Raw genomic sequence first — 25,349 nt, forward strand, 5'->3', positions numbered from 1 at the left:
CATTACGTAAGGTATGCGGCAGCGATTATTTTCCGCTGTTCGAAACCCAAATGACGTTATCTTCCTCTTGTCCGTTAACCGGCCACCAATGGAAACCATCTTCTTTTAGCATTTCATCCGCAGCTTCTGGACCCCATGATCCCGCTGGATACAGCTTCAAATCACTTTTCTCTTCACGCCAAGCTTGTGCAATACGATCCACGAAAGCCCAAGCTTGGGATACTTCATCCCAGCGCGTGAAGTAAGTGGAGTCGCCGCGTGCCGCATCATGAATGAGGCGTTCGTACGCTTCAGGCGTATTTAAGCCGATTTGGCAGCTTTGGCAGAACTCCATGGCAACTGGCTGTACCGAATTGTTTTGACCAGGTGTCTTTGCGTTTACTTTAATATATATGCCCTCAAGCGGGTTTACGCGAATAACGAGCAAATTCGGCGCCAAATCATGACGCTGGGCAAATAGAACATTTTGCGGCATCGATTTAAACTCGATGACGACCTCCGTTGTTTTTACAGGTAGACGTTTGCCCGTTCTAATATAGAAAGGCACGCCAGCCCAGCGGAAGTTGTCCACTAATACTTTGGCAGCAAAATAAGTTTCAGTCGTGGAGTCCTCGCCAACAGAATCCTCTTGGCGGTAACCCGTAAGTTCTTTGCCATGATGGCTGCCTTCGCTGTATTGCCCGCGTACGACGTGCGAGCGAACCTCATCACTGGACGTATAATTACGCAGTGAACGAAGCACCTTCACCTTCTCGTCACGAATATCTTCTCCGTGCAAGCGGCTTGGCGGCTCCATAGCAATCATCGTAAGCATTTGCAGCATATGGTTCTGACCCATGTCGCGCAAAGCTCCCGATTTGTCGTAATAGCCTCCGCGTTCCTCAACGCCAACCGTTTCGGATAATGTAATTTGAACATTGGCAATATGGTTATTATTCCACAAAGGCTCAAAAAAAGCATTAGCAAAACGAATAACTTGAATGTTTTGAACCATTTCCTTGCCTAGATAGTGATCGATACGGTATATTTCTTCTTCCTTAAACACTTGGTTAATCTGCTCATTCAGCTTCTGAGCCGATGGAAGATCGTAGCCAAATGGCTTCTCGATTACGACGCGATGCCAACCGTTTGATTCAAGCAATCCGCCGTCGCGCAAATTGAATGATACCGGACCGAAAAGTGAAGGCGCAAGGGCCAAGTAAAAAAGACGGTTGCCGGGAATGTTGAACTTCACGTCAAGCTGCTCAGACAATTTGCTAAGCTCGCGGAAGCCTTCTACATCGTTAATATCGAGTGACATATATACGAAATGTTCTGCAAAACGATTCCAAAGCTCAGCATCGTCCGCTTTGTAACGACAAAACTCTACAATAGATTCATAAAGGTCAGCACGAAATTGTTCATTCGTACGAGGACGTCTTGCTAGACCAACGACGGCAAAGTTTTCCGTAAGCTTGCCTTCTTTATATAAACTGAAAAGGGCTGGAAACAGCTTGCGCCGAGCCAAATCGCCCGTTGCTCCGAAGAGGTAATATACAGCACCTTCTGCAGAGACGGATTCAAGATTATTATTATATGTCATTTGCCTCATTCTTTCCCTATGTATTTTTATACAACTTTACATGATATGTAGTTTAGCATATTCAACTTTAATTCGCTATTCAACATGTCATAAAAAATACTGATAAGATCCGTTACTAATTCTAATCAAAGTATACCCATCTATGGGCTCGCCGTCGCATTGGCACTGTATTCACCCGTAATGACAGGCACACCGATCGTCAATGCCGTTTGATCTGAATTTGTCTCTTTATGCAAAGCGATTTGAAGATTGGCTGTTTTCCCATTTTCAACGGTGATGGCTGAATGCAGCTTTCGGGTATAAAACATGTCGCTTGTCGTGCCTTTATCTTCATAATGATCCACTGCTTTGGCATCTGTCAGCCTAACCAAACGCTGAATGGCTTGACTATTTTTCGTATAACCTTGTACTTTCATACTCGTCGTAAACGCAGGGGAAATACGTGCGATCTGTGCGGAAACTTCTGCTGTCACTTGCAGCAGCTTATTTTTTTTGGTCATTTCTGTTGGGTTAGTTTCTAATATAACCATAAGCTGCTCGCCATTGCTGTCGATCTGCGTGAGACTAATTGAAACTTGTCCGCCGTATGACGGGATAACGCCAGTGACTGTTTTGCCCTCATTCTGGTTCTGTACCAGTATGCTGCTAGCTTTTCCCGGTTCCTGTGAAAACATTTGCTGAGTAAGCTCCTCCATGGCTCCTTCCTTGCCCGTTACATTCCATCGAATCGACCACTGCGCTCCCTCAGAGCTGCTTTTCATTTGGTCGTCGCTCCATAACCACAGCTCTCCCAAATCATGCTGAAGAAGCTGTTCCGCTGAAGTTGCTTCCTTCGGTTCCCTGTCGGCCTGCCACATCGCCCATGCTGCACATATCAAAATCACAAGCATCGCTAGCATGATTCCAACCTTCGTTTGTTTGGCTCGCTGCTTTGCTGACATACGGTGGCGAGCGGGAGGTGTGTTTTTCGGAATATACATTATTATTCACTCCTGTCCTCTTCCAAATGGGTAAACATCCATACACGTTTGCCTGTAGGTGAATACACTGGTTGCAGGAATGCTGGAATAAATGCTTTGAGTCTAGCCTCTCATAGCAAAATGCCAATACAACACGCTCAAGCGCTTATTCCAATTACACTTTGGAGGTGTCATCAGCAAATGGAACGCATTTATCCATTGCACGAAGAAGTCGTCAGTCGTTTTTGCGGGTATCCAGTATGTGTGATTATGGATGACGGCATGCGCCACTTTGGCATACTTAGCTCCTGCGAAAGCGGCAGATTGCATTTAAACGCAGGCTCCGGCGAAACGGAAGCCGCGACCGCAAATGCAAAGCCGCAAGTTTCAAAAAACAAAAAAGGCGGTAAAGGTAAAAAAGAGATGGCTCATAAATCCGCTTCAACGCAAGTTCAAACGCAAGCTTACCCTTATGATCCTTACTATTATGGAGAACGGCCTTATTATCAATGGGGCGACGCGCTCGCTCTTGATTTGGCTTCAATCGCATTCTTGTTTCTATTGCTGTAAATGGCAAAGCGGCGAGCTCAGCGGAGATGCGCCGCTTATTTATTTTATTGATGCTGCTGACAGCTTTCGCCAGTTTTTTTAATCACCGTATAGTACGCTGACACAACATATACCAATGGAGTGAGAAAGGAGTTTTCTAATGAGCACATCGATACGTTCCATTCGAGGCATTGAACGATCCTATGCATACTCCACCGTACAAGCCATTAGCCCTTATGCTTATTATCCTTATCGGGATGGCGAAGCTCAGCAAGCCCCAGAATATAACAAGAGCTTAACGCGCGATTTCCAGCAAGCTGCTAACAGTGCTGCTTCTTGGCTTAATAAGGCTAAACAAGCGCAGTACGACATCGAGCAGATAAACAAGCAATTAAGTAACGAATTGTACACGGACAAGCCAATTGCAGGCAGTTTGCATCGACTTACTGCGATGCTCAATCAGTTGGAGGATCATTACAGAGCACATGCTGATGATTTGAAACCAGAGCTGTGGGAAAGTATTGAGCTGGCTTTGAGGCATCCCGCAGCAGAGGAGATCGGACTGCGACGCAGTACAACAGACGGCAAGTGGATTACGGATTCTACCTATACCATTTCTTCAGAAAATAGAGATCGAACAGCTAGCCTTATTTCTGTTCAGAACGAAATCAGCAAGAGTTTGCTGCCAACTTCCATCCATATGGAGCAAAAACAAAAGCTGTCGTACTCTTCCAGCCGTATGCAGAGGCTAATGCTTGGATCAGAAGGGATGCTTACTGGCATAAAATATGCACTTACCTATGCCGAGCAGCATAAGGCCGTTGATCTGCTCCAGTCACCTCTTACATCAACCCTTCCTTACGCTGCTTACTACAGTTCTATGCAAACCTACTCACCAATTCCATATGTTGGATTAGTCTTGAATCGGTTCCTTTAAAGTTAAATCCGAAAGGGCATGCCACGTTCGCAAAGCTGCTTCTTGTCACTCTATGTAAGTGATATATTCGGCTCCGTACCGAGTATATCCTCCCGTTTTATATAATAAAAACCTTTATTTTCACTAAATTCCATGTTAAGGGATGAGAACGACCTCAATTATATCACCCGCTTCCGCTCCTCTCGAGCCTGACGGAATGATTGCTAATCCTTCTGCATCCGCAATGGAAGCCATCATACTCGATTTGGAATAGGCTAGCGGGTCAGCATGCAAGCTTCCATCTTCCGTGCTGATGAGTGTTGTGCGCACAAAACGATCATGGGGACTTGGCTTATTCACAGCTGTCCGCAGTTTTGCTTTTACTTTACGAGGCAATGCTTCACTTGCTCCCTGCAATCGCAGCAGCACCGGACGAACGAATAATTCAAATCCGACAAAACAAGCACCGGGATTGCCCGACAAGGCGAGCAGCAGCTTGCCGTTGAGCATTGCCGCTGACGTTGGACTGCCCGGTCTCATCGCAACTTTGTCGAAGAACACTCGGCTTGCATCTTCGCTGCCAGATACACTATTGTTCTTTATCGACCTTATGATGTCTGACATGACATCAAAGTCCCCTACAGATACACCGCCTGTTGTGACAATCAAATCAACATCATCCCATACACTCGCCAAAGCAGCCTCAACAGCATCAGGCTTGTCTTCCAATGATCCGCACATAACCGCTACTCCGCCGCTCTGCTCCACCATAGCAGCGACCATAAAGCTGTTGCTGTCGCGGATCTGCCCCGCCGCCAGCGGAGCCTCGACCGCCAGCAACTCGCTGCCGGTCGCAAATATCGCTACGCGCGGGCGCTTGCCAACCGCCACCTCGGCATAGCCGAAGGTGGCTAGCAGCGCAACATGTCCCGGTCGCACAAGCGTTCCGGGACAAGCCAAAACGCCCCCAAGGCGAAACTCCTCGCCTTGGGGCGCAATGTGCTGGCCTGCCGCGCCGGCGTGCTTAATCAGCACCGCCGGCGAGCCATCGGCCAGCATCGCTTCCGCGGTCTGCTCAAGCATGACGACCGCGTCAGCCCCCATAGGCACAGCCGCGCCAGTCATGATGCGCACGGCAGTGCCCTTCTGCACGGTCGCAAGGGCGAGCTCGCCCGCTGCAACCGAATCAACCACGCGCAGCGTCGCCGGCTTACCTGGCGACGCTGACGCGATATCTGCCGCGCGCACGGCGTAGCCGTCGAGGCCCGAGCGCGCGAAGGGCGGCCAGTCGCTTGTCGCAGCTATCGTCTGCGCAAGCCATCGGCCGCCGCTAGCCCGCAGCGGCACAAGCTCGCTGCCGAGGGCTAGCCCATCCGCAGCAGCAAGCAGCCGCTGCTGCGCTTCTTCCACCTTCACAGCCTGCCGTTTGAACCGGCTCATCTGTTTCCTCCCACTCGCCTCACCGCGATCAGCCTTATCGATGCCCTCATTCGTCTCACCGCGATCAGCCTTATCCATGCCCTCACTCGCCTCACCGCGATTAGCCATATCTCTACTCCCGCTCACCTCACCACGATCAACCATATCCATACTTCCGCTCGCCTCGCCACTCTCAGTCATATTCAACCTCCGCTCATCTCGCCGCCTTACGTAACCTTCGGCAGCTTGTTCAGCATCCATTTTACAATGTATGTTAAACTATTGGCAATTACGGTCATCAAGCGCCATGAAGGAGAAGCCCATGCCATTAATCGTTCAAATCGTTGGATACAAAAATACCGGCAAAACCACATTGGTTTGCCGGCTAACAGAACGCTTCAAACAAGCAGGATATAAAGTTGGGACAATCAAACGCGACGCGCATGATTTTCAGATCGATACACCAGGAACGGATACATGGAGGCATCAAGAAGCAGGGGCTGATATAACAGCTATCACATCCTCAAAGCGTACAGCAATTATGAAACAGCATGCTGAACCGCTTCAGCTGTTAATTTCACAAATGACCGAGGCCGACGTTATTCTTATCGAAGGTTTCAAAGATGCCTCATACCCAAAAATCATTATGATCCGAACAGCGGTAGATTCCGAGCTGTTCCACAGTGTTTCAAACCCTCTTGCAGCCGCGGCTTGGGGTAATGCCAGCTCTGGAACAATAGTTCACCCGTCCATCCCAGTAATCGATGTAGATGATATCGAGCAGCTATACCAAAAAGTATTATCGATATCCGCTAAGCCATAGCTCTACACTTATTCGGCAATTCCTTGTCTATGTGCATAAATGGCTGCTTGCGTGCGATCATCCACATCAAGCTTATTAAAAATATTAGTAATATGAAACTTCACTGTTTTCACACCTATAAACAGCTCGTCGGCAATTTCTTGATTGGAGCGTCCCTGTGCAACCCGCTTCAATACATCCATCTCGCGCTCAGTCAGCTCATCATGCAGCGGAGCTTGCTCCTGCTGCTTTGGCTGCCGGAAGCGATTCATCATTTTAGCTGCTACCTGCGACTCCAGTACCGATTGTCCGCGAGCAGCGGCCCTTATCGCATCCGCGATCTCGGTCGCTCGCGAGGTCTTCAGCAAATAACTGAATGCGCCTGCTTCAATAACAGGGTAGAGCTTGCTATCATCCAAATAGCTCGTCAATACAATTACCTTGCATTCCGGGTACAGCTCGAGCAGTTTTGCTGTCGTCTCGACACCATCCATGCCATCCATAACTAAATCCATAAGTACAACGTCCGGTCTGTATGCCTGTGCTAATCGAATGCCGTCCAAGCCGTTGCTCGCTTCACCGACAACCTCAATTCCATCCTCGGTATCAAGCACCGCTGCAAGTCCGATGCGCACCATCTCATGATCATCTACAAGCAGAACCTTTATAGGCCGACTCAATTGCTGGGTTGCTTCCACACCTTACACCGCCCTCATTTTTTCGTAAAGCTCATCATTATCTCTAATTATATTACATTCTCTTATGAAACATCAGTGGGCACCCAAATTTCAATGACAGTTCCCTCGCCAGGTCTTGAAATCATCTGCAAGGAGCCGCCAATTTCAATTACCCGCTCTTCCATAGTTAGTAAGCCATAGGACGTTTGCTTCTTCGCCTCAAGATCGAATCCAACGCCGCTATCCTTCAGACTCATGTGTACTTGATTGCCGAATTGAAGCAATTTGATATCCATGCTTTCCGCTTTCGAATGCCTGAGCGTATTCGATAATGCCTCCTGAGCGATGCGGAATAAATGATCCTCAGCATTAGGAGGAAGCAGGATCGTATCATCAACCTCAAGTGTAATCTTCATCGGTACTTTCTGCTTCAGCTCATCCACTAGAACAGTAAGCGCCTGCCCCAGATTTTTTCCGTCCAAGTGGACGGGCCGAAGATGTAGCAGCAACGCACGCATTTCTGATTGAGCAACGGCAGCCATTTCCTCAATAAGCTGTACCTGACGTTTGGCTCGCTCCCAATCTCGCTCAATCGTTCGACTAACAGCAGTCGCTGTCATCGATATGGCGAATAACTGCTGGCTTACTGCATCATGCAGCTCGCGCGCAAGCCGCTGGCGCTCTTCGATTACTGCGGTGAACTTGACCTTCTTCGCCCAGTTAGGATCAACCTGCTCTTGTTCTGAAATTTCGTTTTCCGTCGTCTCCCCATTGCTTAGCGTAACTGTAAATCGACGTTTTTTTTGCTGCTCGGTCAGCCGCTTCAGCGATTCCTTTAGCTTGGAGTTTTGCAAATAACCGTTTAATGTAGCAGCCGCTAAACCTGCGCCAACGAAAGCTAGTCCGATAATTGCCCATTTCCCTTGAAGCGTGAAGAGATCAACATAACCGATTCCTTGCAATATGATAACAACCAAGCTGACAATGATCAGCAGCCACAATATCGTTTCCGTTACCAGACGCTTGCGGGCCGCATGATTCGAATGGTCGCTCTTATTGCCTTGCTCCATACGGCTCACTTCCTTCTCTTCGCTATTTTAACCACGATGAAGCAAAAAACATATGAAAGAGCAGACCGCAAAACGGTCCGCTTCCTTCATAGCCTATAGTCTTATTCTTCAGTCGGAGCCTTTGTTAATGAAGTTGTTGGGTTTAGCTTGTTTTTGAGTGCTTGCAGCTGCTCATCCACTTTATTTTTTTTCTCAGCATCTGCTGCATTAAAGCTGTTCGAAGAGCTGTTATAGGAGTAAGGCGTGCGCAATACATCTGCTTCAGCCTCTAGCTGCATAATTTTCTCTTCCATCCGGTAGAAGCCGCGTGATGCCGAACCGCTATCAATCGTGTTGTTTGTAGTCAATTGCGCCATTTGCTTTTGAGCTTTTGCTACTTGTGCACGGGAAGCAAGCTCATTGCGCTTGTTGCGAAGCTGGTAGAACTCTTCTTTCATTGCGTGCAGCTGTTGCATCAATTCCTCAGCCTGAGTCTTCGATTGTGCGTGCAAATCAGTATATTCTGTTACCTTTTGGTCAAAATAAAGCTTCTCTTCAAGCAGCTTGCGCGTATGTTCTTCTTGTCCAGCTCTTAGAGCCGCTTCTGCTTTTGATTCACGATCTGCCGCGCTGCGTACTGTTTCTTCCAAGCGCTGCTTCATCCGGCGCTCATTCGCCATTTGTTTAGCTACTGTTACTTCAGCTTGATGAATTTCAGATTCCATGTCACGCAAGTATTGATTCAACATAATAATCGGATCTTCAATTTTGTCCAATGCCTCATTTACCGATGCCTTAGTCATGTCTTTCATGCGTTTGAAAATTCCCATATTAAAAATCCCCCTTCTCGTATTTAGCAATTTTGGCTTTCAATTCTTCAATTTCACGACGTAGTGCTTTTTTCTCCAAATCATCCATCATGCTATCGAACTGTGACTGAGTTGTAGGCTGGGATGAAGGTGCCGGTGCACTCCAAGAGCCTGGCGCTTGCGGCGGGTTTTTGTAAGGACCGCCGAAAGGCGAATTTGTATGTTGATCGAATCCAGGGTTATAACCTCCGCCATAACCGTTTCCGTTTCCGTTACCAAAGCCGTTTGGACCAAAGCCGGAGTAGACTGGCGGTTCTTTAGGAACAACCAAGCCTGCAATAATATAGATCAGAATAACAGCTCCGCTTGTGAAGATCGTAACGACTATAAGTAGAATCCGCAGCAGCGTCGCATCCACATTCAACATTTCTGCTAATCCACCGCAAAGACCGAATAATTTTTTGTCTCGAGAAGATCGATACAGTTTTTTCAAGACGACCATCCCTCTTTCTCAAGCTTACGTTTCAGCTGCTCAAGCTCTCGTTCAATAACCGTTTGCAATGTATTGCCCGCTTCGGATACGAATTCTTGACCCATTTTGCGAATGTCGCGAAGACTCTTTGCTTCATGCTCCATGCCGCTTATACGATCCTCCAGCTTTCTAAACACTGAACCCGATTGAATGCCTTGATCACCGAAGCCGCTCGTATATCGAGCGTTCATTCGTTGTTGAAGCCTTAGTGATTCCATACGAGCTGCATAATATTCACGCTTGTCATATACCGATTGGTATTCGCTGCGCATCTCGCGCAGCTGTTCTTCAAGATCAAGCGTGTTTTGACGGCTTTGCTCGAACAGCTCACGGTATTGAATTGAACGCTCTTCGCAGCTAGCTTTCTCATGCAATGCGATTCTTGCCATTTGCTCCTCGCCAGCCTTCAGAGCTGTCAACGCTTGATTCTCACGGCGTTCCTTTTGCTCTTCAGCTTGCAGCCATTGTGCTTTCAGGTGATTGCTATGTCCTGCATACTGCTGATACAACTTCTCAGCTTGGATAATATCTTCTCTTGTCGACCAGAGGAATTGATCAATCAACCGTACTGGATCCTCTGATTTCTCAAGCCGTTCATTTAATGTAGCGACAGTAATGTCGCGAACTCGCTTCATAATGCTCATTCAATGTCCTCCTTAACGTTTTGCGGTGCAAAACCAGCTTCATCTATCTTTACATTTTATAATGATTCGCAGCAACTAGAATGCTCTGCGTTTGTCTTTCTTAAAGAGGCTCACACCAGCAACGATTAAGCCGATTGCTAGAAGCAGTAAGATGATACCGCCGAGTTTACCGAAAATCATCATGCCGCCGATTGCAATAAGTATTCCGCCAATCCATTTCTTATTGTTCGACCAACCGACAACCCCCAATCCGATTAGTATGAACGGGAGCAAAAATCCGAATATTGCACCAAAATGAACTCCGACAAAATTAAGTACCGCGATACTGCCGACGATGACAAGCAACACGCCCAAAGCGCTTTTTCCATTCATCTCCATTTCCAACTCCTTTCGACTATTAGAATTTATTCATTTTTCTTTTCTTGCCTTACGTGTGTTGCTCTTGCTTATGTACTTAGTTTAGATCAATTTCTCCTTTTATAAAACGGACTTTCGGCGGTTTTCTCACTAGACTTAGGTCGAGTGGGCAGCCCGCCTCTAGGGTCAAATGCGGGTTAATACCCATATTTTACAGCTTAAACTACTAATATCCCTGTGTTACGTTATTATCACACAGGAGGTGTATACGCTGCCAATGAAAAACTATTCCATTAAGAAACTCATTGTAGCTGGCTTTTTGACTACCGTATTATTAAATACTGGGACCATTCCTTTCCAAACAAATGGACATGTCTATGCAGCATCATCATCGGTGGAGAAAATAATTGCAACAGGAATGAAATACTTAGGGACACCCTATGAGTTCGGCTCTGATCGAAGCACAACGAAAACATTTGATTGTTCAGATTTCACCAAACACATATTTGAAAAAGCAGCGGGCGTAACGCTTCCTTCTACCTCTGCTCTGCAAGCAGCTTATATTAAGAAAAATTCAGCGATTCAAACAGACTGGAAAAACCTAAAGCGCGGTGACCTCATGTTCTTTATGTCCTATCACGGAAGCAGTACGGCAGGTTATTCGCGTTTAACGAAGTCAAAACAAACGATTACTCATGTAGGCGTTTATTTAGGCAACGGAAAAATGCTGGATACTTATTCTAAGGAAAGCGGCGGTGTACGAATCGACAACATCGACAATACGCATTGGGAGTACCGTTTTGTTTTTGGCGGAAGCGCTCTCTAGCCGTTTTCTTATCATTAAAAAGTGCCGGTCCAGCAACGAAAGCGCATGGCCGGCACAATTTATAAGCTTTGAAGCTTATTTGCTTGTAAGAAATTGATCGAATTGCTTTTGCTTCTCCGCTATTATTTTCTCGATACCTGCCGCTTTCAGCCTCTCGATATACTCGGGCAGTATTTTATCCACATCTACAGATCCTGTTTCAAGCGCAGTTTGGTACTGCCTATCCACATTGCCGACCGCAGCTACTTCAGCCCTTACCGTATCTCCATTAAATACGAAGCCAAGACCTGGTGAAATTTTTGCCTCTTGGTTAAATTGTTTGAAGCTATTCCACTTCATTGGGTCTTCACTTTCCCATACATAATTTAAAAACTGATTGCCGAACATCCAAGTGGTTCCTGGATTATAATTTTGCGTATACTCCGTAGGCCTAATCACATTCTCACTAACCTTTATATAATGCCTGCCTTCAATTCCGTAGTTCAATAAATTGTTTAAGTAAACATCCGTATGCAGCAGATTAATAAACATCATCGCTCGCGCTGGATCTTGTGAGGTCGAAGAGATAGCCAGCATGGCCCCCGCGGTCTCTGACGTTGCTATCGTCTTCACATTTAACGGCAGCTGTGCAAGCTTTCCAATCATACCCGTCTGAATCGCCAGCTCTTCACTTTTGCCGGGCTTCAATGCGCCAGTTATTGAAAAAACATCGCCGGATCTCAGCGCCTCGCTGTTCATCGTCTGATTCGTAGCCGCATCTTTATTAATGTACCCTTTTTGAAAAAACTTGCGTGTTATGTGCAGTGTATCTATATAACGTCCCACTTCATAGGCAGGCAAAACCTTAGTGCTTTCTCCATCCTTCAAAATGACCCCAGGAATCGATGTATCTCCTAATGCATCAAAATTCCCAATGTAATGTGTATTAAATGATTCCCCCATCTTCAGATAAAGGGGGGTGATCTCCGGCTTTTTCTCTCGGACAATCTGATAAACTTCATCTAAATCTTCTATACTTTTCACTTTAGTCATATCTATTCCAAGCTCTTCAGCTATATCCGCGCGATAGATAATGCCTCCCTGCGCAGCAAGCTCCTTGTTTGTTGGAACGGCATAATTATGTCCCTCAATCTTGGCGCCTGCCAGAAATACAGGGTCAAGCGATTGCAAAATGCCTTGGCCATACTGATCTAAAAGCTCATCAACGACTAAGAAAGCACCTTTTGACACATTAATCGCGTGTTTATTCCATTGCGCTGTAAATAAAATATCAATCTTTTCACGTGATGCGATCATCAGATTGACTTTATCGTCCCACGGTCCCCAGTCAATTGGAATAAGGTCTATTTTTGCATTTATTTTCGTTAATAAGTAGTCATTCATGGCCGCTTCTATTTCTTCTTCATCTTTCTGCGGTGCACCTGTATATACAAACTTAAGCGTATACGCTTTTAATTGATGAATGTCAGAGTTATCAGCTTCATCCATTTCTCCCGTATCTAATGAAACGCTTTCATTATTGATTTCAAGTTGGCTCTTGGATTCACTGTTGCTCCATTCCGGTTCTGTGCCTGATTCATTTGAACAAGCTATGACTAGAAAGAAGCAGGTCAGCAGGAGCATCCTTGCACGCATCAAATGGTACATCGATCGAGTCATACCCGCATAGCCCCCTACTGCATGGATGAATTGCATTTGTTAGCTTAATTGTAAGGAATACACAAAAAATTGCAAGCAAGAAAAACCCGCGCCTTTAGAAGGCGCGGGTTTCATTGATCGTAACAACAGGTTGTTTACTTACTGGCTAGGAACGCATCAAATTGCTTTTGTTTCTCCGCAACCACTTTATCAACGCCTGCTTCCTTCAATTTCTTATCATATTCAGCTAACGTTTTATCGACGTCGACCGAGCCTGTTTCAAGCGCTCTTTGATATTGACGGATTACGTTTGCCAATGCTCCAACTTCCGATTTCACTGGCTCGCTGTCGAATACGAAACCAAGGCCTGGAGAAACCTTCGCATTTTGGTTGAACTCTTTAAATTTGGCCCACTTATCTGGGTCCTCTGTATTCCAAACATAGTTCAAGAACTGACTGCCGAACATCCAAGCCGAGCCTGGGTTATAGTTAGCTGTATTTCCTGTAGCTGTTATGATTTCTCCACTGCGTGTATAATGGTCGCCTTCAATACCGAAGTTAAGCAAGTTATTGATTTCCTTGTCAGTATGAAGCAAATTAATTAACATCATCGCACGGTCTGGGTCCTTAGAAGTGGAAGAGATTCCTAGCATCGAACCAGCAGTTTCAGATGTGGCGACTGTTTTTTCTGTCATCATGATTTGAGCAAGCTTCCCAGTCAGGTTAGAAGCGCTTGCAATCTCTGCGTCCTTGCCTGGTTTCATTGGCTCAATTGTAGAGAATACGTTGCCTGCCTTCCAAGCGTCTGCTGAAGCAACTTGTGTAGTCGCAGCATCTGCGTTAATGTAACCTTTCTTGAAATAGTCACGAGTCAGATTTAAATATTGCTTGTAGCGGTCAAGCTGCTCCATAGGCATCACTTTAGTATCGTCTTTATCTTTAAGAATGGCGCCAGGAATCGTTGAATCGCCCAAGAAGTCGTAATTGGCGAAGAAGTGCGAGTTGAAAGCGCCTGCCGTTGTATACAGCGGAATTAATTCCGGCTTTTTCTCCTTAACGACGGCATATACAGCATCAAGATCTTCTGGTGTTTTCACATTGCTCATATCAATGCCGAGCTCATCGGTAACATCTTTGCGGTAGACGATTCCGCCAGCAGCCGCGAGTTCCTTGTTCGTTGGAACACCGTAGTTTTTGCCGCTAATTTTTGCCCCCTCCAGAAACGCAGGGTCTAATGAATCTTTAATGCCTTGACCGTATTTATCAATCAGGTCACCTAGATCCAGAAATGCGCCTTTGGCAACATATTTAGCATGACCATTCCACTGCGCCGTGAACACAATGTCCACTTCTTCCCTCGAAGCAACCATCAAATTGATTTTATCATCCCATGCACCCCAATCAATTGGCCTGAGATCAATCGTTGCGTTGATTTTTTCAGTAAGCAGCTTGTTGAGTGCTTCTTCTACTTTTTTCTCATCCGTTTGCGGTGTGCCAGGATATACGAGAGAAATCTGATATGGCTTCAAATCTGATGCTGGCGGCTCTTCATCCTTAGTGACTGGTTTATCTGTTTCGGCAGCTGGCGCTTTTGTTGGCTCTGCGTTGTTTTTCCCGTTGTTTCCTGAACATGCGGATACAATCAGTACGATGGACATCAGCATGAGAAGAAGCATCGATGTTTTTTGTTTAACTTGCTTCATAGCGGGTGGACCTCCCTCAAAAATTTGGATTATATGCTAAATCGGCGTTGCCGATTACAGCCGTATGATTGCTGATAGCCATGAATTCAACCTTTTACAGCGCCGACAGTCAGCCCTTTTACAAAATATTTTTGAAAGAACGGATATGCAAAAATGATAGGACCGATTCCAACAACAACCATTGCCATACGAACCGTCTCGCTCGGAAACTTAAAGGTGCCTCCAGCCGCAATAATAGCCGCCGCCGCCGTACTGTTATTAGCTAAAAACTGAATGTTCAGCATCGTCTTATACATGAGGTATTGAACAGTTATGTTCGATTCCTTCGTTATGAACACAAGGCTGAGGAACCAATCATTCCAATACGTTAACGTCTGGAAGAGTGCTACTGTGGCAAGTACCGGAAGCGATAACGGCAAAACAATTTTGAAAAAGATCGTCAGCTCTCCCGCTCCATCAATTTTTGCAGACTCCAGAATGGCAACAGGAATGGTCGTTTGGAAAAACGTTCGAATGATTAGAACAAAAAACGCAGCAACTAAAAGCGGTACAATAAGAGCCATTATCGTATCCTTCAAATCGAGCATTTGAACATATACGAGATACCAAGGAACTAAGCCCCCTGAGAAAAGCATCGTAAAAAATACGAAGAAGGTAAAAAACTTGGCATGAGGAAAGTCTGATCTGGATATTGGATAAGCGTACAGCGCCATGATCATTAAGCTAAGTGAAGTTCCGACAATCGTTACAAAGATAGAGATACCATAGGATCGAAAAATTTGGGTAGCATCCTTAAATAGGAACTGGTACGCTGCCAAATCAAACTTTGATGGAATAAATTGATACCCTTCCCTGACAACTGTACTTTCATCGGAGATCGAAACCATAATAATTAAAATGAGCGGTACGATACAAAGCAACGAATACACTATAAAAAATATATTGATGCCTAGAGAAGCCGGAAGTGATAATTGGTTTTTGATATTAGATCCGGAAGGTATTTTCTCAATCTCAGCTGCTTCCATAGGATCACCTCCAAACAAAATTTTCGTAAATATACTTCGATTGCACGACTCTAAAATAACGCATTATCTTTATTAATTCGGCGGACCACCCAATTCGAGAAAAATACTAATGCGAAGCCGATTACGGATTGCAGCAACCCTGCCGCTGAGGATAAGCCAATATCACCAACCGTTAGGAATGTGCGATAAACATAGGTGTCGATAACATTCGTTACCGGGAACAACACACCCGATTCTCTTGGCACTTGGAAAAACAAACCGAAATCCGCGTTAAATATTTTTCCGATCTGGAGCAGCGTCATAATCGTAATGATCGGCATGATGAGCGGGATCGTAATACTCGTCATTTGCTTCCACTTGCTTGCTCCGTCTATGGTTGCGGCTTCGTAATACTCATCATCTATGCCAATGATGGCTGCCATATAAATGACGGTAAAGTACCCCATGCTTTTCCAGGTGTTAACGATTGGCAAAATGTAAGGCCATACTTCCTGAGTGAAATACCATTGAACCTGTTCAAGTCCAAGCGCCGGCAGCAGCGAAGTGTTCAAATACCCATGCTGATCGCTCAAGAAGCCATAGACCAAATAACTAATGACGACCATCGATAAAAAGTAGGGCAGGAACATAATCGTTTGATGAAGCTTAGCGAGAAAACGGCTTCTGATTTCATTAAGCATGATTGCAAAAGAGAGCGGGAATACCAAGTTCAATACGATAAAACCTGAGTTGTACAGCAGCGTATTCCTTGTAATGATCCAAGCGTCTGACGTTTTGAACAAATACTCAAAATTTCTTAACCCGCTCCAGGCGCTTCCAAATATTCCATCCGCGTAATTAATGTTTTTGAACGCAATTATGATTCCGAACATCGGAATGTAATTGTTCAGCAGCAGCAATACGATGGCTGGCAGCATCATTAGGTAGAACATCCAATACTTGCGAAAAATACGGAGTTGAGACATTTTTTTCATTGAACTCTTCGGAATATAGGCAGCTGTTGTTATCGCTTCCGACGTATGTTTCGCCAACGCCTTCCCCCTCCTCTTTCTAAAACTCTTGTGTTTCATCTAGGTATAATTGTATAAAAAAAAGACGCCGACATCTGTCGGCGCCGTGACCATATTAACGGTACAGTGACTTTTCAATCATACATCCTGAAAGTTTTTACGATACTCTTGCGGTGTAAGCCCTGTCGTTTTCTTAAACAGCTTAGAAAAGTGCGAGAAATTACTATATCCCACGTTTATGGCAATATCACTTATTCGGTTATTTGTTTTTTCAAGCTCGATTCTCGCCTTAGCTATACGCATTCGAACCAAATAATCCGTTAAAGAGTAACCCGTTTCCCTTCGGAACAAACGAGATAAATAAGCTGGATTCAAATAAACAGACTCTGCCGCTTGCTCACGACTGAATTCCTCTCCCATATGCTCTTCCATGTAGCGCTGAACCTTCTCCACAACTTGTGACACGTCCTTGCCGTTTTGGTTGGCATAGTCCGTTATCTGCTGGCTCAATTGCTGTGTCCATGTTCGCATGCGCGGCAATGATTTGAGAATGTTCTCGCCTACCTCCCATTCTCTATGTACAAACACGTCCGTCATTTGTACCGACTTTTTATTCAACCATTGGAACACCATATTCATATATCCATAATAAAACGATGCCATATGGGTATAATCAACTTTCAGCTCTAACATCTGGTCGAAGCATTCATCTATTCGCAAGGACAACTCCGTCTGCTTGCCGGACTCCAGCAATAGTGCCCAGTCAGCGAAGGGGGCTTGCTGAAGTGTATTCAGTCCTTGCTTCTGTGTATGATCACGCTCCATTATAATCGCACAAGTATTGCTGACGTTGCTTCTCTCTAAGGTAAGCAGCGTTTGTATTGTAGTACGGAGCTGCTTCACTTCCGCTGCTTCACTTATATAACAGGATAACGAGCAATTCAGCATCGTTTTACATTGATCAATAAATGTTTTGCATCTGGCATGCAGATCATTATTGCCTTGCTTGTCATCGAACACTCCACTATAAAATATTGCATATAAAATCCCGCTGCCATCTTGAACAATATGGCCAGATTCACCTTGAAGCACGATCTCTTCAGCTGCATTCTTAATACCATATGTCATGATCTCCTCATCACGGGCCGACCATTCCTCCCGCCACTGCTCGATGCTGATAAGCACGACGCGAATCAAACTGTCCGATTCAAGCGGTAAACCATAGGTTTGCAATGAGAAATTGAGCTGCTGCGATGCCGCTGATAAACGATAGTGAATGATATCTTGCCAGAACCGCTCAATTAATATAGGCTGCTGCTTGCTCCATTGCTCATAAAATAAGTTGTAAGTCCCGCGAATTTTTGCCAGTTGCTCCAAATCACGAGCTTTTTCCAGCGCCTCATTCACACATGCTTTTAGAGCGTTATGATCAATCGGCTTGAGCAAGTAATCGAAGCAGTCAAGCTGAACCGCCTGCTGCGCATATTTAAAATCCGCATGACCGGTCAAAAAGATTGTTACGCTGGAAGGGGAATGCTCATTCGCCCACTCTAGCAATTCGATTCCGCTTTGATTTGGCATATCAATATCCGATATCATAATGTGAATCGTATGCGCAGTCAGCAACGCCTGGGCCTCTTCCGCATCTATAGCCGTATAAATACTCGCAATCGGCAGCGTTGACCAGTCTATGCCATTCACGATGCCTCGAATTGCTATCTCCTCATCATCTACAACCAATAAGTTATACAACTGCTTTCACTCCCTCCGTAAGCTTAGGAAATACGATAACGACAATTGCTCCAGTGCCCTCCGCTTGATTGCGGAAAGTAATTGATGTCCGCTCGCCATACAGCAGCTGTAGTCTATGAATAACATTCATGATGCCTAAGCTGCTCGATTCCCCTTCCTGCAGCGGTTCTTTGTTTTGCAGCTTCTCCAGCACCTCAGGACTAAAACCCGTACCATTGTCGCTGATCGATAACGTAAATCCATGCTCGGAGTCCATTTCCGCACATATTTTGATTTGGAAAAGCTGCCGCCTGTTTTTGAACCCATGAATGATGGAGTTTTCTACAAAAGGCTGAATGGTTAATGCAGCAATTGGATAATGCAAAATGTCATCGATTCCCTCATAGGTACATTGCAGCTTCTCAGGGAACCTAATCTTTTGAATCGTCATATAGTTTTCGATATGCATTAGTTCTTCCTTAAGTGTAATCGTGTCCCGATTGGCTTTCATAATAAATCGGAAATAATCAGCGAGATGCAGCGACATCTTTTTCACCGATTCCGTATCGCCTAATGCTGCTAAATTATAAATAATATTTAAGCTGTTCATATAAAAATGCGGATTAATTTGCGCTTGGAGCTGCTTAAGCTCTCCTTGTTTTACGCGGAGCTGCTCCTCGTAAACATCAATTTTCAAGGTTTTAATTTGTTCAGCCATGATGTTGAAGGTGTTTCCTAGAAACTCAAATTCAAGCGATTTGTTTTTCTTCAATCTAACATCCAGCATTCCTAAAGAGATTTTCTTCATTCCTAGAATAAGCTCATGCAGCGGCTTAAACAGCATATTCCTCATAAAGAACAAATAAATAAGCAAAATAGCTAGAAACCCAATTGGAGCAAACAACGTCGCATTTCTAAAAAATAATAAATTACGCAGCAGCGTCCGCTCTGGTATAACGACTCGATAAGCGATATCCACCATTTCGCTCATTCTATTCATAACAAGATAGGTTTCGCCTGTATTTCGATCAGTTAGCGATTCATACGGTTTCTTCGATATTTTATAGCTGAGTTCCAGCGGCGCTAAGTTTTCCGTCAATGACTGAACAAGTTGATCGCCAGCGCGTAAATAAATGCCGTTATGGCCGATATCTCCGTCACTCCATTGAATCGATAACATTCTGTTTATATCCTGTACTTTAATGATTGCGCCGACGTATAAATCATCTGACACCTTAATGAAATTAATCAAAAAAAACTTCCCTGGCAACCGCTCATCTGCTCTGACCTCCCATAAATGTTGATCATTCATAAGCAGATTTTCTTCCTTTGTCATTGAATCCATATGCGTCTTTATTATTTTTTTTGTATCGTTATATACGCTTTTTGTTCCAAAAATAATATCTTTATCGTGATATAGAAATACAGCATCAATCAGATTATAGACACCAACGTCGCGATTTAGCTTCCCATCAATTCTAATTTTCGTTAACGTATAACCGTCACTATCCATAGGGAAGGACATTAGCAAACCTACGTCGGTATCAAGCACTGACATTTTATAAAGATAATCATTAATCTGCAATAGATTTTGATCCGTTTGTCCCACGTAAATATCGAGTGTGTTTCGATAGGTCTCAGATACTTTCTCTCGAACGATCTCACGTGAGTAACTGTTGTTAATGAGCATATAAATAACTACCGGCAGCATAACTGCCATAAACCCAATAATAAGACGAGTTCTAATCGATTTACCGAACCTCACGCTCCGCTTCCCCCTAATATCGATTGAATCATAATCATATTACCATTTAAAGCGTTTTCTTGAAATCACTTAAAATCGATATGCCTACCCTTTTTTCAAATCTATTTAAAACATAAAAAAGCGCATATAGGATTTTCACCCCACATGCGCCAACGTCATTCTTTTTTAAATCTCGACTTTCTTTTTTAACAAATAAATCATTAGAAACAAGTAACCTAAAGTAAACGCTAAATCCAGTAAAAATGGTCCGAATAAAAAATCCACATTAAATGATGAACCAAAGGTTACTGATCCGCTATTCGATTGAGGTACATTGACTGAAACTATACCCATCATACCTTCTCTTTGGTCAAATAACTGATACGTTAACCAAGAAGCAATGCTTTGTACTCCAAAGAAAAAGACAATCCCGATCCATGTAGAATGCTTCACTCGGAAGCTGCGTGCCACTGTAATGGAACATAGAATCGAGAGCATAAAGGAGGTGTACATCCAAATATAGCTTATTACCATTCCGAATAAAGCGCCGTTCTCTAAAGAAACATGTTCTTTAAAATATTGAATATCCATATCCGAAAAAGCAATGAAGATCGCGATATGAATAGCTGCTATAATCAAAACGAGCAGCATGATGATCCAGCCTAGAAGGATAGCAGCACCTATTCCATTGATTGGGTGCAGCGGCAGTAAGCGCCGGCTGTAGGATTTAATGTTTCGTTCAAACGTCCGACAGCAATGGATGAACAACAAGATAAAGACCATTACATAGCCGAAAATACTAAACGCAGTAATAAGACCTTCATCCCAGTTGCGCGTCAATCCCGTAATACTGAACGCTGCTTCTAGTATGATAAAGATTGCAAGCGTGCTGAGGATACCATCGTTGCTTCGCTTCCAATCGTATTTCAACAGCTTAATCATTCCCCAAACACCGCCTTAAACATTTCATCAACGCTTTTACCGTGAGTCAGTCGTATATTTTCTACCTCATCCTGCAATACAATCTTACCCTCGCGTATGAAAACAACTTCATCGAAGATCCGCTCAATATCGCGTACAAGATGGGTTGAAATGATTAAGCTGCTTTCTTCGTTATAGTAGTTAACAATCGCATCCAAAATTTTCGTTCTTGCTACTGGATCTACGCCTCCGATTGGCTCATCAAGCAAATACAGCCTCGCATTTCGTGATAATACCAGTGTAAGCTGAAGACGTTCATTCATCCCTTTAGATAACGCGCTTACCCGATCGCGTTTATTCAAATTCATGAAAGCAAGCATTTCATCTGCTTTCTTATGATCAAAATCGGCATAAAAATCCTTATAAAAATCTATTGCGTCCTCTACGCGCATCCAACTCTCTGTGAGCGGTTGATCTGGCATAAAAGATGTAATTGCTTTTGTCTCGTTGCTTACAAGTTGCCCGTTAATCGTTACCATGCCCGAACCTGGATGAATGAGTCCTGCAGCTATTTTCATCAATGTGCTTTTGCCACTGCCATTGCTTCCTAACAGACCAACAATCTTGCCAGGCGCCAACGTGAGTGATACTTGGTCTAGCGCCTTCTTACCGGCGAATGACTTTGATACCTCAGTCAGCTTCAAAATGCTTTCCACAGTCCTATCACTCCTTTTCTTTATCTTCTTCTTTTACCGCTTGTGAAACGATTGTTACGATATCGTTATTTGCAAAGCCCAGCTCCTGCATCCCTTGAATAAAGCGACCGAGCAAATCTCCTGCCATTTCTTTTTTGATATCCATTATTTTCGACTCCTCACTAGTGACATATCGGCCAAGCCCGCGCTTCGTTTCAACGATTTGTTCTCGCTCAAGCTCCTGAAAGGTTCGTTGTATCGTATTCGGGTTGATTTGTAGTTCTAATGCAAGTTCTCGTACCGCCGGTATTTTATCACCAGCCTTCAACTTGCCAATGACAATTTCTTTCTTAATATAATTCATGATCTGCAAGTAGATTGGCAAATTATTATCAAATTCTATGCTCACAATATGTCCTTCTCCCCTCAACTGCCCACTCGAAAACGTTGCATGTTAGGCAATATCCCGTTTTTTAAACGTAACAAAGCTAATGACCAAAAACAAACACACATATGCTGCACACACAACACCAGGGAATAACATTCCGCCAGATGACGATTCATTTCCTGTAAATAACGATAGATCTGTATTCATAAAGAGTAGATATTTGGAGAAATCGTAGCTTGATAATAACATTTTCATTAAGCCTTCCAATAAGACAGCAGTCATGCCTATTCCTATTGTCGCTCCAGATGATCTTGTTAAAATGCCGAACATAAACGTTAAAGTTACATAGATGGTTGTGTAAACCGTTTGAAATAACATTGATTTCGCAACATCCAACCAGGATACTTCCCCTGTCGCTTCAAATCCAAATGCGATTCCTCCTGCTGCAAGAGCAGCAGCTATTGTGAAAATGATGAGCGAACAAACAAAAAATATAACTGCTGTATATTTTGATGCTAAAATTTTGCTTCTACCATGAGCTCGTATGAGCAAAAACTTAACGGTTCCTAATTGATGTTCCTTTGCGACGATACCAGCTGTGAAAATAATGGCTACAATCGTTACGATCTGTCCGACTCCATTTGTTGCCATGATCGATCCAGCAAATTCTAGCATAGTTGGATATTGATCGCCAGACATTTTCCAGATTAAATAGGTGAAACCTACAATCGTAAGGAGCATTACTGCGTATGCAATGAAGAAGCTGCGTTTCTTTGACATTTTCAACCATTCATTTAATACTAGTCCGTTAAAATTAAGCAATGCGACTACCTCCAGTCCATTTCAAAAACTCGTCTTCCAGTGATATCTTCGTTTCAGTGATTCGATAAATTTTAATATTGTCTTCCCCTAGCTTGCTTACAACCTGAGGAATAAGTTCATTCTGAAGAGCTAATACAAGCTCGTTGCTATCTTTTAAAAGCTGAATAACTTCAACCCCATCTATACTTGTAGAAATCTGGCTTGCTCGCTCAATATCATCTACACGAACAACAACGGATAGTTGCTTGGATTGCTCTTCCTTATCGCTTAGTGAACGATGAGTCACATATTTACCTTCTTGAATAACAACGACTCGGCTGCACATGAGCTCCATTTCTGAGAGCAGATGACTCGATACAAGAATCGATATCCCTTCTTGGACTGCTATTCTTTGCAAATATTGCCTCATTTCACGAATGCCTGCTGGATCTAAGCCATTAGTTGGTTCATCCAGTATTAACAACGATGGATTGTCTAATAGTGCTTGTGCAATGCCTAGACGCTGCCTCATTCCAAGAGAGTATGCTTTTACTTTCTTGTTCATTGCTGCCTCTAAACCTACCAGCTCCGTAACTGCTTTTATCCGTTCTTCCGTAATGCCTGATGACATTCTCTGATATTGCTTTAGATTATCATACCCTGTCATATATGGATAAAACTCGGGATTTTCTATAATAGCTCCGATATGCCTAATGGCTCCTGTAAAATCATTACGTATGCTTTTTCCTTGAATAAGCACATCACCCTCGGACATTTGAATCAAACCAACAATCATTCGGATTGTCGTTGTTTTGCCTGCACCATTTGGCCCAAGCAACCCTACGATTTCTCCCTTGTGAATATCAAATGACATTCGATCTACGATTGCTTTGCCTCCAATACGTTTGGTTACATTTTTTAAAGAAAGTACGGGGATTGTTCCCTTTATTTCAGAAGATGATTTCATCATTTCCTTACCTCCATCGTCTTAGTGTTCTAGTTAAATAGTACACTAGGTCTAAACAGATGTAAAGGGGCAATTTTCAGGTCGATTTTACCTATTATAAAACTAAAACACAAAAAAACTCTTAAGATCATAATGATCTTAAGAGTTTGTGTTAGAAAAGTTGGTGCCGATGAGAGGACTCGAACCTCCACGGTTTCCCTCACGATTTTGAGTCGCGCGCGTCTGCCATTCCGCCACATCGGCATTTCAGTAAAGATGGCGTGCCCTAAGAGATTCGAACTCCTGGCCTTTTGATTCGTAGTCAAACGCTCTATCCAGCTGAGCTAAGGGCACATATTTTTTTTTGCAAAAAGAAATCTGTGGAGGCGCCACCCAGACTCGAACTGGGGGTAGAGCTTTTGCAGAGCTCTGCCTTACCACTTGGCTATGGCGCCAAATAAATGGAGCGGAAGACGGGAATCGAACCCGCGACCCTCGCCTTGGCAAGGCGATGCTCTACCGCTGAGCCACTTCCGCATATAAATGGCTGGGGATTCAGGGATCGAACCTGAGAATGACGGAGTCAAAGTCCGTTGCCTTACCGCTTGGCTTTTACAGTCTGCCGTGTTTAGCCACTTCACTAATCCTCCATGTGGTGCCGTCGAGAGGACTTGAACCCCCAACCTACTGATTACAAGTCAGTTGCTCTACCAGTTGAGCTACAACGGCATATTCACTTGTGTTGCTTGTACTGCATCAATGGTGGCTCGGGACGGAATCGAACCGCCGACACGAGGATTTTCAGTCCTCTGCTCTACCGACTGAGCTACCGAGCCTGATGTTGTTTTTAAGTGGCGGAGCTGACGGGATTCGAACCCGCGGTCTCCTGCGTGACAGGCAGGCATGTTGGGCCACTACACCACAGCTCCACATCATGTTCTCGGAAAGTTCCGAAAGGTAAAGAATTTGGTTGCGGGGGCAGGATTTGAACCTGCGGCCTTCGGGTTATGAGCCCGACGAGCTACCGGGCTGCTCCACCCCGCGTCATTATTATTGATTAAATGGTGGAGGATGACGGGATCGAACCGCCGACCCTCTGCTTGTAAGGCAGATGCTCTCCCAGCTGAGCTAATCCTCCATGTTGAGCGACCTTTATATCTTATCATAGGTCATTCTTTTTTGTCAATCTTTTTTTAAAAGAAAAGTTGGTGACCCGTAGGGGACTCGAACCCCTGTTACCTCCGTGAAAGGGAGGTGTCTTAACCACTTGACCAACGGGCCTTGCTGGCAGAGAGGAAGGGATTCGAACCCTCGAGACCCGGTTAGAGCCTACACGATTTCCAATCGTGCTCCTTCGACCACTCGGACACCTCTCTACAATGGCTCCCCGAACAGGACTCGAACCTGTGACAACTCGATTAACAGTCGAGTGCTCTACCAACTGAGCTATCAGGGAATATTAAGCATTCAAAGCAAATTGCGCCCTGAAAACTGGATACGAAAGATTAGGCTTGCTGAAGCCTTTTTAGCTGCTGTCTACTGGATGTATGGGTCACAGTAAACGTGTTTAGGATAAGCCCTCGACCGATTAGTATTCGTCAGCTACACACATTGCTGTGCTTCCAC

24 protein-coding genes and 12 tRNA genes are annotated in these 25,349 nt (G+C 44.4%); 4 read left to right on the forward strand and 32 right to left on the reverse strand.

The genetic code is table 11. The annotated features are described in order from the left end of the window. Positions 1 to 25 precede the first annotated feature (25 nt). Entirely contained in the window at positions 26 to 1,582 is a 1,557-nt protein-coding gene (gene zwf, locus AC1DOV_RS31575; protein ID WP_477551931.1) for a glucose-6-phosphate dehydrogenase, read from the reverse strand. 140 nt (positions 1,583 to 1,722) lie between these two features. After that, positions 1,723 to 2,562, reverse strand: a complete 840-nt coding sequence (locus AC1DOV_RS31580) for a YwmB family TATA-box binding protein (protein ID WP_477551932.1) — start codon at positions 2,560 to 2,562, stop codon at positions 1,723 to 1,725. Positions 2,563 to 2,742: 180 nt separating this feature from the next. Here AC1DOV_RS31580 and AC1DOV_RS31585 point away from each other — a divergent pair, with 180 nt between their 5' ends. Then, a complete protein-coding gene (locus tag AC1DOV_RS31585; RefSeq protein WP_477551933.1) occupies positions 2,743 to 3,111 on the forward strand; it encodes a hypothetical protein in 369 nt (122 codons plus the stop codon). A 139-nt stretch (positions 3,112 to 3,250) separates the two neighbouring features. After that, positions 3,251 to 4,027, forward strand: a complete 777-nt coding sequence (locus tag AC1DOV_RS31590) for a hypothetical protein (protein WP_477551934.1) — start codon at positions 3,251 to 3,253, stop codon at positions 4,025 to 4,027. A 135-nt stretch (positions 4,028 to 4,162) separates the two neighbouring features. Here AC1DOV_RS31590 and AC1DOV_RS31595 read toward each other — a convergent pair whose 3' ends face one another. Continuing rightward, positions 4,163 to 5,626, reverse strand: coding sequence for a molybdopterin molybdotransferase MoeA (locus AC1DOV_RS31595; protein ID WP_477551935.1), 1,464 nt, complete (start codon positions 5,624 to 5,626; stop codon positions 4,163 to 4,165). Positions 5,627 to 5,747: 121 nt separating this feature from the next. Here AC1DOV_RS31595 and mobB point away from each other — a divergent pair, with 121 nt between their 5' ends. Then, positions 5,748 to 6,248 carry a molybdopterin-guanine dinucleotide biosynthesis protein B gene (gene mobB, locus AC1DOV_RS31600; RefSeq protein ID WP_441879397.1) on the forward strand — a complete coding sequence of 167 codons (501 nt, stop codon included), beginning with the start codon at positions 5,748 to 5,750 and terminating at the stop codon, positions 6,246 to 6,248. 8 nt (positions 6,249 to 6,256) lie between these two features. On the opposite strand, the gene AC1DOV_RS31605 is transcribed toward mobB, so the two are convergent. The 6 genes from AC1DOV_RS31605 to AC1DOV_RS31630 all read right to left on the reverse strand — a co-directional run bounded on the left by AC1DOV_RS31605 (position 6,257) and on the right by AC1DOV_RS31630 (position 10,310). After that, a complete protein-coding gene (locus tag AC1DOV_RS31605; RefSeq protein WP_477551941.1) occupies positions 6,257 to 6,907 on the reverse strand; it encodes a response regulator in 651 nt (216 codons plus the stop codon). 80 nt (positions 6,908 to 6,987) lie between these two features. Then, on the reverse strand, positions 6,988 to 7,974 hold the full coding sequence (locus AC1DOV_RS31610) for a sensor histidine kinase (RefSeq protein WP_076270986.1): 987 nt from the start codon (positions 7,972 to 7,974) through the stop codon (positions 6,988 to 6,990). Between the two features lie 101 nt (positions 7,975 to 8,075). Further along, positions 8,076 to 8,783 (reverse strand): PspA/IM30 family protein, encoded by a 708-nt coding sequence (locus AC1DOV_RS31615; protein WP_076270985.1) that lies wholly within the window; start codon positions 8,781 to 8,783, stop codon positions 8,076 to 8,078. A gap of 1 nt (position 8,784) precedes the next feature. After that, on the reverse strand, positions 8,785 to 9,264 hold the full coding sequence (locus AC1DOV_RS31620) for a PspC domain-containing protein (protein WP_477551936.1): 480 nt from the start codon (positions 9,262 to 9,264) through the stop codon (positions 8,785 to 8,787). Beyond that, positions 9,252 to 9,938 carry a PspA/IM30 family protein gene (locus AC1DOV_RS31625; RefSeq protein WP_441879403.1) on the reverse strand — a complete coding sequence of 229 codons (687 nt, stop codon included), beginning with the start codon at positions 9,936 to 9,938 and terminating at the stop codon, positions 9,252 to 9,254. Before AC1DOV_RS31625 ends, AC1DOV_RS31620 begins: the two co-directional genes overlap by 13 nt. 75 nt (positions 9,939 to 10,013) lie before the next feature. Further along, on the reverse strand, positions 10,014 to 10,310 hold the full coding sequence (locus tag AC1DOV_RS31630; protein ID WP_076271055.1) for a LiaF transmembrane domain-containing protein: 297 nt from the start codon (positions 10,308 to 10,310) through the stop codon (positions 10,014 to 10,016). A gap of 262 nt (positions 10,311 to 10,572) precedes the next feature. Between AC1DOV_RS31630 and AC1DOV_RS31635 the strand changes: the two genes are divergently transcribed. Continuing rightward, positions 10,573 to 11,121, forward strand: coding sequence for a C40 family peptidase (locus AC1DOV_RS31635; protein ID WP_076270982.1), 549 nt, complete (start codon positions 10,573 to 10,575; stop codon positions 11,119 to 11,121). 75 nt (positions 11,122 to 11,196) lie between these two features. On the opposite strand, the gene AC1DOV_RS31640 is transcribed toward AC1DOV_RS31635, so the two are convergent. The 23 genes from AC1DOV_RS31640 to AC1DOV_RS31750 form a co-directional block, all read right to left on the reverse strand. Then, positions 11,197 to 12,780 carry an ABC transporter substrate-binding protein gene (locus tag AC1DOV_RS31640; protein ID WP_477511594.1) on the reverse strand — a complete coding sequence of 528 codons (1,584 nt, stop codon included), beginning with the start codon at positions 12,778 to 12,780 and terminating at the stop codon, positions 11,197 to 11,199. Positions 12,781 to 12,914: 134 nt separating this feature from the next. Then, the gene (locus tag AC1DOV_RS31645) at positions 12,915 to 14,462 is read right to left on the reverse strand and encodes an ABC transporter substrate-binding protein (RefSeq protein WP_339207456.1); all 1,548 of its coding nucleotides are present in this window, start codon (positions 14,460 to 14,462) and stop codon (positions 12,915 to 12,917) included. A gap of 86 nt (positions 14,463 to 14,548) precedes the next feature. Then, positions 14,549 to 15,487, reverse strand: a complete 939-nt coding sequence (locus tag AC1DOV_RS31650; protein WP_076270979.1) for a carbohydrate ABC transporter permease — start codon at positions 15,485 to 15,487, stop codon at positions 14,549 to 14,551. Positions 15,488 to 15,537: 50 nt separating this feature from the next. After that, positions 15,538 to 16,461 carry an ABC transporter permease gene (locus tag AC1DOV_RS31655; RefSeq protein ID WP_076271054.1) on the reverse strand — a complete coding sequence of 308 codons (924 nt, stop codon included), beginning with the start codon at positions 16,459 to 16,461 and terminating at the stop codon, positions 15,538 to 15,540. Between the two features lie 174 nt (positions 16,462 to 16,635). Further along, the gene (locus tag AC1DOV_RS31660; RefSeq protein WP_477511596.1) at positions 16,636 to 18,249 is read right to left on the reverse strand and encodes a helix-turn-helix domain-containing protein; all 1,614 of its coding nucleotides are present in this window, start codon (positions 18,247 to 18,249) and stop codon (positions 16,636 to 16,638) included. Further along, positions 18,242 to 19,993 carry a sensor histidine kinase gene (locus AC1DOV_RS31665; RefSeq protein WP_477511597.1) on the reverse strand — a complete coding sequence of 584 codons (1,752 nt, stop codon included), beginning with the start codon at positions 19,991 to 19,993 and terminating at the stop codon, positions 18,242 to 18,244. The genes AC1DOV_RS31660 and AC1DOV_RS31665 overlap by 8 nt, the downstream gene beginning before the upstream one ends. A gap of 165 nt (positions 19,994 to 20,158) precedes the next feature. Next, the gene (locus AC1DOV_RS31670) at positions 20,159 to 20,914 is read right to left on the reverse strand and encodes a hypothetical protein (protein WP_477511598.1); all 756 of its coding nucleotides are present in this window, start codon (positions 20,912 to 20,914) and stop codon (positions 20,159 to 20,161) included. Beyond that, entirely contained in the window at positions 20,911 to 21,609 is a 699-nt protein-coding gene (locus tag AC1DOV_RS31675) for an ABC transporter ATP-binding protein (RefSeq protein WP_477551937.1), read from the reverse strand. The genes AC1DOV_RS31670 and AC1DOV_RS31675 overlap by 4 nt, the downstream gene beginning before the upstream one ends. 7 nt (positions 21,610 to 21,616) lie before the next feature. Next, on the reverse strand, positions 21,617 to 21,997 hold the full coding sequence (locus tag AC1DOV_RS31680; RefSeq protein ID WP_339207450.1) for a GntR family transcriptional regulator: 381 nt from the start codon (positions 21,995 to 21,997) through the stop codon (positions 21,617 to 21,619). 45 nt (positions 21,998 to 22,042) lie between these two features. Further along, on the reverse strand, positions 22,043 to 22,798 hold the full coding sequence (locus AC1DOV_RS31685) for an ABC transporter permease (protein WP_477551938.1): 756 nt from the start codon (positions 22,796 to 22,798) through the stop codon (positions 22,043 to 22,045). Further along, a complete protein-coding gene (locus AC1DOV_RS31690; RefSeq protein WP_477551939.1) occupies positions 22,791 to 23,747 on the reverse strand; it encodes an ABC transporter ATP-binding protein in 957 nt (318 codons plus the stop codon). The genes AC1DOV_RS31685 and AC1DOV_RS31690 overlap by 8 nt, the downstream gene beginning before the upstream one ends. 158 nt (positions 23,748 to 23,905) lie before the next feature. Next, a tRNA-Leu gene (locus AC1DOV_RS31695) sits at positions 23,906 to 23,987 on the reverse strand. A gap of 13 nt (positions 23,988 to 24,000) precedes the next feature. Further along, positions 24,001 to 24,077 (reverse strand) — tRNA-Arg (locus AC1DOV_RS31700). 27 nt (positions 24,078 to 24,104) lie between these two features. Beyond that, positions 24,105 to 24,178: transfer RNA gene (locus AC1DOV_RS31705), tRNA-Cys, on the reverse strand. A 7-nt stretch (positions 24,179 to 24,185) separates the two neighbouring features. Further along, positions 24,186 to 24,260, reverse strand: a tRNA-Gly gene (locus AC1DOV_RS31710). A gap of 116 nt (positions 24,261 to 24,376) precedes the next feature. Next, a tRNA-Thr gene (locus tag AC1DOV_RS31715) sits at positions 24,377 to 24,452 on the reverse strand. 31 nt (positions 24,453 to 24,483) lie between these two features. Beyond that, positions 24,484 to 24,559: transfer RNA gene (locus AC1DOV_RS31720), tRNA-Phe, on the reverse strand. A 16-nt stretch (positions 24,560 to 24,575) separates the two neighbouring features. Next, positions 24,576 to 24,652 (reverse strand) — tRNA-Asp (locus AC1DOV_RS31725). 38 nt (positions 24,653 to 24,690) lie between these two features. After that, positions 24,691 to 24,767: transfer RNA gene (locus AC1DOV_RS31730), tRNA-Met, on the reverse strand. A gap of 18 nt (positions 24,768 to 24,785) precedes the next feature. Continuing rightward, a tRNA-Val gene (locus AC1DOV_RS31735) sits at positions 24,786 to 24,861 on the reverse strand. A gap of 68 nt (positions 24,862 to 24,929) precedes the next feature. Further along, positions 24,930 to 25,004, reverse strand: a tRNA-Glu gene (locus AC1DOV_RS31740). Positions 25,005 to 25,008: 4 nt separating this feature from the next. Then, positions 25,009 to 25,099 (reverse strand) — tRNA-Ser (locus AC1DOV_RS31745). Between the two features lie 4 nt (positions 25,100 to 25,103). Beyond that, positions 25,104 to 25,179, reverse strand: a tRNA-Asn gene (locus tag AC1DOV_RS31750). Between the last annotated feature and the right edge of the window lie 170 nt (positions 25,180 to 25,349).

It is taken from the genome of Paenibacillus sp. 01T47, assembly GCF_056398245.1.